The 12,136-nt window shown below is 62.6% G+C and carries 11 protein-coding genes and 1 other RNA gene; 6 read left to right on the top strand and 6 right to left on the bottom strand.

Translation table 11 applies throughout. From position 1 onward, the window contains the following. Nucleotides 1-249 precede the first annotated feature (249 nt). The 4 genes from AQZ49_RS21560 to AQZ49_RS21545 form a co-directional block, all read right to left on the bottom strand. Nucleotides 250-1,527, bottom strand: a complete 1,278-nt coding sequence (locus AQZ49_RS21560; RefSeq protein ID WP_156428437.1) for a hypothetical protein — start codon at nt 1,525-1,527, stop codon at nt 250-252. A 193-nt stretch (nt 1,528-1,720) separates the two neighbouring features. After that, nucleotides 1,721-2,461, bottom strand: coding sequence for a monofunctional biosynthetic peptidoglycan transglycosylase (gene mtgA, locus AQZ49_RS21555; protein WP_082701988.1), 741 nt, complete (start codon nt 2,459-2,461; stop codon nt 1,721-1,723). Between the two features lie 114 nt (nt 2,462-2,575). After that, entirely contained in the window at nt 2,576-3,478 is a 903-nt protein-coding gene (gene rpoH, locus AQZ49_RS21550; protein ID WP_067621018.1) for an RNA polymerase sigma factor RpoH, read from the bottom strand. Between the two features lie 178 nt (nt 3,479-3,656). After that, a complete protein-coding gene (locus tag AQZ49_RS21545) occupies nt 3,657-4,601 on the bottom strand; it encodes an RluA family pseudouridine synthase (protein ID WP_067621015.1) in 945 nt (314 codons plus the stop codon). A gap of 42 nt (nt 4,602-4,643) precedes the next feature. Here AQZ49_RS21545 and AQZ49_RS21540 point away from each other — a divergent pair, with 42 nt between their 5' ends. The 5 genes from AQZ49_RS21540 (at nt 4,644) to AQZ49_RS21520 (ending at nt 8,135) form a co-directional block, all read left to right on the top strand. Continuing rightward, on the top strand, nt 4,644-5,060 hold the full coding sequence (locus tag AQZ49_RS21540) for a M67 family metallopeptidase (RefSeq protein ID WP_231739367.1): 417 nt from the start codon (nt 4,644-4,646) through the stop codon (nt 5,058-5,060). A gap of 57 nt (nt 5,061-5,117) precedes the next feature. Beyond that, a complete protein-coding gene (locus AQZ49_RS21535; RefSeq protein WP_067621013.1) occupies nt 5,118-5,786 on the top strand; it encodes a histidine phosphotransferase family protein in 669 nt (222 codons plus the stop codon). 10 nt (nt 5,787-5,796) lie between these two features. Further along, nucleotides 5,797-6,501 (top strand): N-acetylmuramoyl-L-alanine amidase, encoded by a 705-nt coding sequence (locus tag AQZ49_RS21530; protein ID WP_067621012.1) that lies wholly within the window; start codon nt 5,797-5,799, stop codon nt 6,499-6,501. Nucleotides 6,502-6,666: 165 nt separating this feature from the next. Next, nucleotides 6,667-7,087, top strand: an RNA gene (rnpB, locus tag AQZ49_RS21525) — RNase P RNA component class A. 52 nt (nt 7,088-7,139) lie between these two features. Further along, complete coding sequence (locus tag AQZ49_RS21520; protein WP_067621008.1) at nt 7,140-8,135, top strand: cation diffusion facilitator family transporter; 996 nt, start codon at nt 7,140-7,142, stop codon at nt 8,133-8,135. A gap of 250 nt (nt 8,136-8,385) precedes the next feature. On the opposite strand, the gene clpX is transcribed toward AQZ49_RS21520, so the two are convergent. Both clpX and clpP read right to left on the bottom strand, forming a co-directional pair. Next, the gene (gene clpX, locus AQZ49_RS21515; protein ID WP_028641390.1) at nt 8,386-9,639 is read right to left on the bottom strand and encodes an ATP-dependent Clp protease ATP-binding subunit ClpX; all 1,254 of its coding nucleotides are present in this window, start codon (nt 9,637-9,639) and stop codon (nt 8,386-8,388) included. A gap of 148 nt (nt 9,640-9,787) precedes the next feature. Next, complete coding sequence (gene clpP, locus AQZ49_RS21510) at nt 9,788-10,486, bottom strand: ATP-dependent Clp endopeptidase proteolytic subunit ClpP (RefSeq protein ID WP_067621007.1); 699 nt, start codon at nt 10,484-10,486, stop codon at nt 9,788-9,790. A gap of 167 nt (nt 10,487-10,653) precedes the next feature. On the opposite strand from clpP, the gene AQZ49_RS21505 reads away from it, so the two are divergent. Then, nucleotides 10,654-12,136: amidase (locus tag AQZ49_RS21505; RefSeq protein ID WP_156428436.1), on the top strand; the 1,483-nt coding region annotated here is incomplete at its 3' end.

The following is a 12,136-nucleotide window of genomic DNA, read 5'->3' as shown; positions in this document are numbered from 1 at the left end:
TACGCCGGAATTCCGGGGACAGGGAATTCCGGGGACAGTATACGCAACTCAGCAATTCACAAAATTCGGCTTTTCCCCTGGCTTCTGCGGAGCGACAAAGAAACTGATGCTCAACGGGTACTCAGTATACTGTCACCGGAAATCAGTATACTGCCACCCGGAACTCGCGGATCATACCGAACACCGGACATTTAAGCCGCTCATGCATGAAAGGCTCGCCAGAGGGGTGACTGGGCCGAAACGCGCCTCTCAGGTTTCGGCTCCTCGCTCGGGCGGCTTTTTCGTAAATCGAGGCTTCGGATATTCGCCATGTTTCAGAGCGACTTCAAAAATTTGAATGAGTCCGCCTAGAAACATTCCTTCTGAGGGAAGGTGAAGAGCCATTGTGTGAAGCGCGGCGTAGTCGACCAACACGCAGGGCCGCTTCGTTTCCTTTGCTACGGCAAGTACGGGGGTGCTGCAAGATCGAAAGTCATCGTCGAACATCTCGTTCACAACAACCAGCCCGAATACATCTCGAGCACGAATATCAATGTCCTTTGGTCCAGAAGTAGTCAGAATTGCAACCTTATCGTTGATATGCACATGCCTAATTGCACCGCGAAGCTGGCGTGATGCTTTCTTGATATGATCTCGGATAATGATCTTCTTTCGCGCAATCGAACGACGGAGCGAAGCCTCAGTGTTCGGGCTGTCCTTTGCTTGAACCAGCAGTACGATACCCTCACTGATGACTAGGAGGTCGCAAAGTTCTTTGCCTGTGTCCTCACGCACCGGATTGAGGAAAACCTCATCGCCGGAAAAGCAACGGCGAAGGAGGGTAAAAATGTCCCGCTCCTGAAAAGCGCCGGGCTCCTTGCGCTCTAAGCTCGTCGGGTTGAGCAAATCCTCCAAGGCAGCGAAGTCAGATCCCCCATCGAGATCTACGTTCTGGCGTTCTAGGTTCCGAAAATCCATGATAACCAAGTCATCTGGATACAACCGCTTTCCGAGGCAAACCTCGAAGGCTAGTGCCTCATGATCATTGCCTCGTAGCCCGTACCAGCCTGTCATCGCCTCCAACGTTGCGTGGATTTCATCCTCTTCGAAATTAGGAAAGGAGGTTGAGGATAATGTTTTGCGGAAGCGTCCAACGTCAGCAACTTGTGCGCATACTCCCATCAGCTCACGACTGTGTTCATCAAAAAAATACAGCTCGAAATTATCTTGGCTGAGCGCGCTGCCTAGATCACGCAACATATCGTCATCTGAAAAAAGCGGCGTGAACAGAGCCAGTGGTTCATCATGGTCATCGAAAAATGCTGAGACGAAACCAAGCGCCCGGTCCGGTGCTTCCACATCAGGAATGATGTAGATTTTGAAGCTATTGTTCGCACGCGCGGTCAGGATAACTTCTTTGCTCGCCTTGATTATCAGGCAATAGCCACCATCGGAAAACTGCATCGGTTGATAGCCGTATGCAACCGTTCTAATCTGCGGCAGGGCTTGTGGATAATCAAGCGAAAACATCGCTGTGATATAGCTCACGAAGTCGAGATGTGAAAGGATCTCAAACCATTCAATCGCGCCGATTTTTGATTTGTGATATCACTCGCCATTTCCTGGGCGCGGTTGCTGATCGTCTGCTTCGGTAAGCCCTATCGGCAGGTTCGGTCAGGATGAGACGTTCACCAGGGAGGAGTTGAACGGCCGGATCTGGTCGGTTCCAGCCGCCCCTCCATCACTGATAAACACACGTATCATAATCCCCACGCACCACGCTTTCGCGGGCGGCGATGACATTGCCGTGGTGGCGGATGCGGCCGGTGGCGCCGACCACTGCGCGCACTTTGGGTTGGGGGAATGCGGCGGCGATGCGTGCGGCCTCGACGGTGCTCAGGGCTGAGGCGGGTTTGTCGTAATAGCGTTGGGCCGCCGCCTCGACGCCATATGTGCCGATGCCGGTTTCGGCCAGGTTGAGGTAGACTTCCATGATCCGCCGCTTGCCCCAGATCGCCTCGATCAGCAGCGTGTACCAGGCCTCGACCGCTTTGCGCAGATAGCCGCCGTTCTGCCACAGAAAGGCGTTTTTGGCGGTCTGCTGGCTGATCGTCGAGCCGCCCCGGATGCGCCCGCCTTCCTCGTTGCGGTGCCAGGCGTTGCGGATGGCATCCTGGTCAAACCCGAGATGGCTGCAGAATTTGGCATCCTCGCCCGCGATCGCGGCATCGACCATCGGGCGGCTGATCCGCCCGATCGGCACCCAGGTGCGCTTTGCCCCATGTGTGTCGAACAGCATGGTATAGGTAAACGGCACCGGCACGAACTTGTAGATCACCACTTGCGCCACGCTGAGCGCGATGAACGCCAGCACCAGCCGCACGATGATCGACCCGATCCGGCCCAACGGCCCGCGTTTGCGCGCAGGCGCCGCGCCCTTGGCGCGCGGCGGATTGCGCAATCCGTCCCATTCCCGGTTCATGAAATACCCGCCGCCACCATCACGGCACTAAAACCGATAAGTGGGCGCCATGCAACCGGTGGTTGAAGACGGCGCCGGGCCGGTGCCGTCTTCAAGTCAAAGAAGGCCTTCAAGTCACAGCGCGGGCAGCAGGTGGCGTTCTCCGGCGATCCGCTGGATCGCCGCCTGCAGCTTTTCAAACGCGCGCACTTCGATCTGGCGCACGCGTTCGCGGCTGACGTTGTAGACCTGGCTCAGCTCTTCGAGCGTGCGCGGATCGTCAACCAGGCGGCGGTCGGTCAGGATGTGCCGTTCGCGCTCGTTCAGGCTGTCCATTGCCTCCACCAGCAGGGCGTGGCGCATCTGCGCCTCTTCGGCATCGGCCACCGCCGAATCCTGCAACGGGCGATCATCGACCAGCCAGTCCTGCCAGGTGCCTTCGCCGTCTTCGCGCAGCGAGACGTTCAGGCTGGCATCGCCGCCCATCATCATGCGCCGGTTCATCGACACCACGTCGGCTTCGGGCACGCCCAGATCGGTGGCGATCTTTTTCACGTCGTCGGGATGCAGATCGCTGTCCTCGAACGCTTCGAGGTTCTTCTTCATCCGGCGCAAGTTGAAAAACAGCTTTTTCTGCGAGGCGGTCGTGCCCATCTTGACCAGCGACCAACTGCGCAGGATGAATTCCTGGATCGACGCCTTGATCCACCACATGGCATATGTCGCCAGGCGGAAACCGCGTTCGGGGTCGAATTTCTTCACCCCCTGCATCAATCCGATGTTGCCTTCGGAAATCAGTTCCGAAACGGGCAGGCCATAGCCGCGATAGCCCATCGCGATCTTGGCCACCAGGCGCAAGTGGCTGGTCACCAGTTGGGCCGCCGCCTCGGGATCGCCATGTTCCTGATAGCGCTTGGCCAGCATATATTCCTGATCCGGCTTCAACACCGGAAACTTGCGAATTTCCGACAGATAGCGGTTGAGGCTGGCTTCACCGCCAAGGGCAGGAACGCTCAGTGCCTTATTCGTTTGTACCACCAGACTTTCCTTTCGAGAGCGTCGGTTCCCGATATGCATCGACCCCTAATGGGCATCGTGCGATGGGACCACAGAGGATTTCTACTCAGTTTCAAACGACAACTCAATTCACTTGGCGCACCTTTGCCATGCGACTCGGCGCGGGGGCAATACACACCTAGGTGTAGCCTGGCCAAGATCAGATGCCGAGTTCGACCAGCAGCGTTTCCATATCGACCGGCGTCGGGCTGGTGAAATGGAGCGGGCGGCCATCGATCGGGTGGATAAAGCCCAGCTCTGCGGCATGCAGCGCCTGCCGCCGGAAACCGAGGGCGGACAGGACGGGGCGCAATCGCGGCGGGCATCGACCATAGACAGGATCCCCCAATAGCGAATGACCGATTGACGCAAGGTGAACGCGCACCTGGTGGGTTCGCCCGGTTTCCAGCCGGCATTCGACCAGCGCCGCGCTGTCGAGCGTGGCCAGCACGCGGTAATGCGTCACCGCATGTTTGCCGCGCCCGTCTTCGACCAGCGCCATTTTCTTGCGATCATGGCTCGACCGCGCGATGCTGCCGCGAATGGTGCCCGCCGTGGGCACGGGCACGCCCGCGGTGATCGCGCGATAGGCGCGGGTGATCGAATGGTCGGCAAACTGGCGTGCCAGCCCTTCGTGCGCGGCATCGGTCTTGGCCACCACCAGCAGGCCCGAGGTGTCCTTGTCGATACGGTGCACGATGCCTGGCCGCGCCACCCCGCCAATGCCCGACAACTGCCCCCGGCAATGGTGCAACAGCGCGTTGACCAGCGTGCCGTCCAGATTGCCCGCTGCGGGATGCACCACCAGCCCGGCGGGCTTGTCGATCACGATCAGCGCGTCGTCTTCATACGTTACCGCCAGCGGAATGTCCTGCGCCACGGCCTCGGCGGCGGTGGCGGGCGGCACGCGGATGGCCCAGGCCGTGCCCGCGCCGACTTTCAGCGACACTTGCGCCACCACGCGCCCGTCGAGCGTGACCGCGCCTTCGCCGATCAGCGCCTTGACGCGTTCGCGCGACAGGCCCGACGCATCGGCCAGCGCCTTGTCAAGCCGCTGGGCGGGATCGGCAATCGTGCCGGACAGGATCTGAACGCTATCCCCCATGCCTTGCGATATGGGGCCATTGCGCGGCCTGACAAGTGCGCCATGGCACGCTATCGCCAAAGGATGCCGGTCTGCATCTGCGCCTCTGCCCATGCCGCGATGATCGAGGCCGCGCGCCGGGCGCATCCGCACGAAGCCTGCGGGCTGTTGCTGGGCGCGCACGACCGGGTGATCACAGCGCAGCAAGCGGCCAATCTGGCCGCCGATCCGGCGCGCATGTTCGATATCGACCCCGCCGCGCTGATCGCTGCGCACCGTGCGGCACGCGCGGGCGGGCCGCAGATCCTGGGCTATTTCCATTCGCATCCCAATGGCGTGGCCGCCCCTTCGCCCACCGACGCCGCGATGGCCGCGCACGACGGGCGGATCTGGGCGATCATTGGTGCCGGAACCGTCACGTTGTGGCGCGACCAACCATCAGGGTTCGAACCGCTTTCCTATGCCGTGGTTGCCGGTTAAGGCGTAAGCCCGCGCAACCTTTCTGCCAGACACCACAAAAGGGCCCGAACCCGGATCATGACCATTGCTTCGCCAGACATTGATTCGCTGAACTTGGCCAGCCTGCTCTGCTCGCGCCTGTGCCACGATTTGTTGAGCCCGGTGGGCGCGCTGTCCAACGGGCTGGAGCTGCTTGCCGAAGAAAAAGACCCCGAAATGCGCCAGCGCTGTTTCGAATTGCTGGAACAGAGCGCGCGGGCCTCGGCCGACAAATTGCGCTTTTTCCGCCTGGCGTTCGGCGCGGGCAGCGGGTTTGGCGAGACTGTTCCGCTGGCCGAACCGCGCGCGGTGATCGATGCACTGGCGGGCGGCAACGGGCGGATTACGGTCAACTGGGCGCTGGCGGGCGATGCCATGCCAAAACCTGCGGTCAAGGCGCTGCTCAATCTGGCGATGATCGGGATCGAGGCGCTGGTGCGCGGCGGCACGCTGGATATCGCCGCCGAAACGCGCGACGCCGGCGAAGGCCTGGCCAGCGAGATCGTGGTGCGCGCGGCCGGCGCGCGGATCGCGTTCGACCCGGCGGTCGGCCACGCGCTCGACGGCACGATCGCGCCCGACGCGCTGTCGAGCAAGACCGCGCCTGCCTATATGATCCAGCAACTGGCGGCGGCGCTGGGCGGGGGCTTGCAATACCATGTCGCGGCCGACACATTGGTGCTTGGCGCCGTGTTGCCCGCCGTCTGACAGGAGCCCAATGGACCGGTGGCTGATCCATCGCGAAGTGCCTTCGCCCAATTGGAACGCGCGCAAGTTGCCGGTTTCGATGGTGGTGCTGCACTATACCGGGATGGCCAGCGGGGCCGAGGCGATCGAACGGCTGTGTGATCCGGCGGCGGAAGTTTCGGCGCATTACCTGATCGACGAAGACGGCACGGTGATCCGGCTGGTCGACGAGGACAAGCGCGCCTGGCACGCCGGGCGATCGTATTGGCGCGGGGTGACCGATATCAATTCGGCGAGCGTGGGGATCGAACTGGTCAATCCCGGCCACGAATTCGGCTATCGCCCGTTTACCGATGCGCAGATGGATGCGCTGATCCCGCTGTTGGCCGATATCGTGCGCCGCCACGGCATTGCGCCCGCCAACGTGGTCGGCCATTCCGACATTGCGCCCGCGCGCAAGACCGATCCGGGCGAACTGTTCGACTGGGACCTGCTGGCGCGATACCGGCTGGCGCTGGCCAAACCCAAACCGCGCATGCGGCTGATCTATGACAACGACGGCGCGTTCTACCTGGCGCTCGAACGTTATGGCTATGACATTGCCGATGGCCCGGCGGCGATCCGCGCGTTCGAACGCCGCTGGCGCCCGCACCGTATCACCGGCGCGATCGACGGGCAGATCGGCGCCCTGCTGTTCGAACTGCTGATCGCGCGCGATCTGGGGCAGGATTGCTGAAGTCGGCACCGGCCCGCTCCCCCGCCCGAGCGCCCTGCGACAGGACCCTGTGGGTGGTCGGGCGGGGGAGCGGGCCGGTGCCGACTTCAAAATTCGCTCATCTGCGAATTTTGCAACATTGCGGCAGGATTGTTTAACCGCCGCGGCGATGGTACGGGCGATGCGCCAGGGGGCCGGGCAGCCGCGTCATCGTTTCATCGATGCCGAGGAAAGTCCGGGCTCCATGAAACAAGGGTGGCGGGTAACGCCCGCCGGGGGCAACTCCAGGGACAGTGCCACAGAGAACAGACCGCCACACCGGAGCGATCCGGCGGCAAGGGTGAAACGGTGCGGTAAAAGCGCACCGCGCGCGCCGGTAACGGCCGCGGCACGGTAAACCCCACCCGGAGCAAGACCGAATAGGGACTTCGCGCCGGATATCCGGCAGGCGGGTTTCACGCCATGGGTTTCGGCCCAGCGCAGTCCGGGTTGGTTGCTTGAGCCACGCAGCAATGCCTGGCCTAGAGGAATGGCTGCCCGTGCCGATACGGTCCGATATCGGATACCGTCGGCACGACAGAACCCGGCTTACAGGCCCCCTGGCATCCTGTTGGCCAAATCGATTCCCTCCGGCGCCACGGTTCGCTACAAGCCCGGCCATGGCCGACACGCATCACCACCACCACGATCATCACGGTGACCATGATCACCACCACGGTCATGATCACGGTCACCATGGGCACGGGCATCATCATGGCCACGGACACAGCCATGCCCCCGCCAGCTTTGGCCGCGCCTTTGCCATCGGCATTGCGCTCAACAGCCTGTTTGTGGGGGTAGAGGCGGTCTATGGCGTCGTGTCCGGATCGATGGCGCTGGTCGCCGATGCCGGGCATAACCTGTCAGACGTGCTGGGCCTGGTGATCGCCTGGAGCGCCAGCGTGCTGGCCGCGCGGCCTCCCTCGGCACGATTTACTTATGGTTTGAAATCCAGCTCGATCCTGGCTGCGCTGGCCAATGCCGCCCTGTTGCTGGTGGCGCTGGGCGCGATCACCATCGAATCGGTGCGCCGCCTGCTCGATCCGCAACCGATCGCCACCGGGCCAGTGATGGTGGTGGCCGCGATCGGCATCGTGATCAACACCGCCACCGCGCTGATGTTCATGCGTGGGCGGCATGACGATATCAACTTGCGCGGCGCGTTTCTGCACATGGCGGGCGATGCGGCGGTGTCGGCCGGGGTGGTCGTGGCCGCGCTGGTGATTGGTTTTACGCAGAACTGGTGGATCGATCCGGTGGTCAGTCTGGCGATCGTTGCGCTGATCGGCTGGAGCACCTGGGGCCTGGCGCGCGATGCCCTGCACATGAGCCTGCTGGCGGTGCCGCCCGGGATCAGCGAGGAAAAAGTGCGCGCATTTCTGGGCACGCAGACCGGGGTGATTGCCGTGCACGATCTGCACATCTGGCCGATGAGCACCACCGAAACCGCGCTGACCGCGCATCTGGTGATCCCTGCCGGCCATCCCGGCGATGCCTTTCTGCACACGCTGGCCGACCGTCTGGCCGCCGATTTCGGCATTGGCCATGCCACCGTGCAGATCGAGATCGATGAACACGCGCACGATTGCGCGCTGGTCAGCGAAGCGGTGGTGTAACGCCTCCCGGATCACCGCCGCGCTGTCGATCGTTCAATAGATTGATATAAAAGGAATATCGCTCATCCTGAGCCTGTCGAAGGATGCGCGCCGACGTCCGCCCGGGGCGCTGGCAATACGCCCGTTGGGCAACCGTCGCGCGCACCCTTCGACAGGCTCAGGGTGAGCGGATCTCGCTGATATTACTGGCTTAAATTGAAGCGGATGCGCCTGTCTGACGCCTCCCGGATCACCGGGAAGGCGTCAGCACTCAGGCGGCTTCCTTGCCCTTGTGGACCTGGACCGGTTCCTTGCGGCCTTCGACCACATCGCGATCGACCACCACTTCGACCACGCCATCGAGCGTGGGCAAATCGAACATGGTATCGAGCAGCAGGCTTTCAACGATCGAACGCAGCCCGCGCGCGCCGGTCTTGCGCTCGATCGCGCGCTTGGCGATTGCTTCGAGCGCTTCTTCGGTGAAGGTCAGCGCCACGTCTTCCAGCTCGAACAGCTTCTGATACTGCTTGACCAGCGCGTTCTTGGGTTCGCGCAGGATCAGCACCAGCGCCTCGATATCGAGGTCGTTGAGCGTGGCGATCACCGGCAGACGACCGACGAATTCGGGGATCAGCCCGAACTTGAGCAAGTCTTCGGGTTCGGCCTTTTGCAGCAGTTCGCCGACTTTGCGCTTGTCGGGATCAGCGACATGCGCACCAAACCCGATCGAACGCTTTTGCAGGCGGTCGGAAATGATCCGTTCCAGCCCGGCAAACGCGCCGCCGCAGATGAACAGGATGTTCGTCGTGTCGACTTGCAGGAATTCCTGCTGCGGATGCTTGCGCCCGCCCTGCGGCGGCACGCTGGCGGTGGTGCCTTCCATCAGCTTGAGCAGCGCCTGCTGCACGCCTTCGCCCGATACGTCGCGGGTGATCGAGGGGTTTTCCGCCTTGCGGCTGATCTTGTCGATCTCGTCGATGTAGACGATGCCGTGCTGGGCTTTTTCGACATTGTAGTCGCTGGCCTGCAACAGCTTCAGGATGATGTTTTCGACATCTTCGCCGACATAACCGGCCTCGGTCAGCGTGGTGGCATCGGCCATCGTGAACGGCACATCGAACGTCTTGGCCAGGGTCTGCGCCAGCAGCGTCTTGCCCGAACCGGTCGGACCGACCAGCAGGATGTTCGATTTCGACAGTTCGACTTCGCCGCCCTTGCCGCTGTGCTTCAACCGCTTGTAGTGGTTGTGCACCGCCACCGACAGCACGCGCTTGGCGCGATCCTGGCCAATGACATAATCGTTGAGGGTCTCGAAGATGTCACGCGGCGTGGGTACGCCGCCGTCCTTCTTGCCGGCGATGCCGGCCTTGGTCTCTTCACGGATGATGTCATTGCACAGTTCAACGCATTCATCACAGATGAACACGGTTGGCCCGGCGATCAGTTTGCGCACTTCGTGCTGCGATTTCCCGCAGAAACTGCAGTAGAGCGTGCTCTTGGTATCCGATCCGGAAAGTTTCGTCATTCTTCGATCCCAGGCGCCTCTCCACGAGAGGCGGGTCCGTTTATCCTACTACCCCAAGGGCATTAATCAACCGGACACGAAACACAAAGCAAAGTCCCTAGCAACCGGGGTCTTGACCCAGGGTTAACACCCCGATTGCAAAAGACAATTACGCGTCAGGCGAAGCGCCCGAACCTTCGGCCACACCGGTCTGATCCGAAGCGGGACGTGATTCGATCACTTTGTCAACGAGTCCGAAGGCCTGCGCCTCGTCGGCTTCGAGGAACGTGTCGCGATCCAGCGCCCGCTCGATTTCCTCCAGCTCGCGCCCGGTATACTTCACATAGAGATCGTTCATCCGCTTGCGAATGCGCAGGATCTCGCGCGCCTGGATCTCGATGTCGGACGCCATGCCGCGTGCCCCGCCCGAAGGCTGGTGGATCATGATTCGCGCATTGGGCAGCGCCATGCGCTGGCCGGGTTCGCCCGCCGCCAGCAGAAAGCTGCCCATCGAGCAGGCCTGCCCGATGCAGATCGTCGAAACCTTGGGCCGGATATATTTCATCGTGTCGTGGATCGCCATGCCCGCCGTCACCACGCCGCCGGGCGAGTTGATGTACATGGCGATGTCCTTCGACGGATTTTCCGATTCGAGGAACAGCAACTGCGCAATGATCACCGAGGCCATGTGGTCCTCGACTTCGCCGGTCACAAAGATGATCCGTTCGCGCAACAGCCGCGAATAGATGTCAAAGCTGCGTTCGCCCCGGCTCGATTGCTCGACGACGACCGGGATCAGCGCCCCGGTGACGGGATCGTGGGTAAATTTGCCAAGGGCGCCGGATGGTGCGCCGAACAGGTCGAGCATGGGTGTCCTCGTTCTATGGAAGTACGCGCCTATGTCGCGTGCCAGAGCGCGATGTTCAAGGGCATTAACCGATCACCCGCACGATTGCGGGGGGTATGCCCTTTTTCAGCCCTTGCGATCCCCGTTTTGGGACAGCACACAGGCATGAATATCAGGGGATACCAGCCATGAACCGCCCGACCACCACCAGTCTGCTGATTGCCGCCGCCCTGGCCGGCACCTCCGCCCATGCCGATAGCCCAGTCGACACCTATCTGGCGCGCATCGCCGCACTGAACCACACCGGTCCCGCGCTCAACGCGGTGATCGCGATCAATCCCGAGGCAGCGCAGGCCGCCGAGGCGGCGCGCGCCATTGTCGGCCCGCTGGCAGGCAGGCCGATACTGGTCAAAGACAACATCGAAACCGCCGAACCGATCGCCACCACGGCGGGCAGTCTGGCGCTGGCCGCCAATGTGACCGGGCGCGATGCCCCGCTGATCGCGCGGTTGCGCCGGGCAGGCGTGGTGATCCTGGGCAAGACCAACCTGTCGGAATGGGCCAACATCCGCTCGGGCCATTCGTCCAGCGGGTGGAGCGCGGTGGGCGGGCAGACCCGCAATCCCCATGCCACCGATCGCAGTCCGTGCGGGTCGTCGTCGGGCAGCGGGGCCGCGGTCGCGGCTGGGATGGCCTGGGCAGCGATCGGCACCGAAACCGATGGCTCGATCACCTGCCCCGCCTCGATGAACGGGGTTGTCGGGTTCAAGCCGACGGTTGGACTGGTCAGCCGCACCCATGTCGTGCCGATCAGCCACAGCCAGGACACCGCCGGGCCGATGGCCAACAGCGTGCACGATGCCGCGCTGTTGCTGACCGCGATGGCGGGCAGCGACCCGGCCGATCCCGCCACCGCCGAAGCCGACAGGCACAAGACAGACTATGTCGCGGGGCTGGCGGGTGCCTCGCTGAAAGGCATGCGCATCGGCGTGCTGCGCAAGGCGGTGGGCGATGATCCCAAAGTCCGCGCGCTGTTCGATCGCGCGCTGGCCGATCTGCGCGCCGCCGGGGCAGAGCCGGTGGAGATCGATTTTCAGGCAGACCCCGCCATTGGCCGCGATGAACTGACCGTGCTGTTGTACGAATTGCGTGTCGATCTGGGCCACTATCTGGCCGGGCTGCCGGGCCCGGTGCCGGTGCGCAGCCTGGACGACGTGATCGCGTTCAACCGCGCGCATGGCGACAGCGAAATGCGCTGGTTCGGGCAGGACTTGTTCGAAACCGCCGCAAAGATGACCGACGAGGCCGCCTATCGCAAAGCGCGCGCCGATTCACTGCGAATGGCGGGCCAGGACGGGATCGACCGGTTGATGGCCGAACACCATGTCAGCCTGCTGATTGCGCCCACCACAGGCCCGGCCTGGCCGATCGATCTGGTGACCGGGGACCACGGGATGGAGATCGGTGCAGGCAATCTGCCGGCCATCGCGGGCTATCCACACCTGACCGTGCCGATGGGCGCAATCGAGGGCTTGCCGGTGGGATTGTCGTTCATCGGCACGGCGTGGGATGATGCGCGCGTCCTGGCGGCAGGTGCGGCCTATGAACGTGCGCGGACGGTCCCGCTGGCCACCCCCACGTATGCACCCTGGCGCGAACGGCCGGTCAACT

Origin of the sequence: Novosphingobium sp. FSW06-99 (assembly GCF_001519065.1) — a bacterium.
Lineage (GTDB): Bacteria > Pseudomonadota > Alphaproteobacteria > Sphingomonadales > Sphingomonadaceae > Novosphingobium.
Note: the sequence above shows the minus strand (reverse complement) of the source record. Positions and strands in the feature narration are given on the sequence as shown.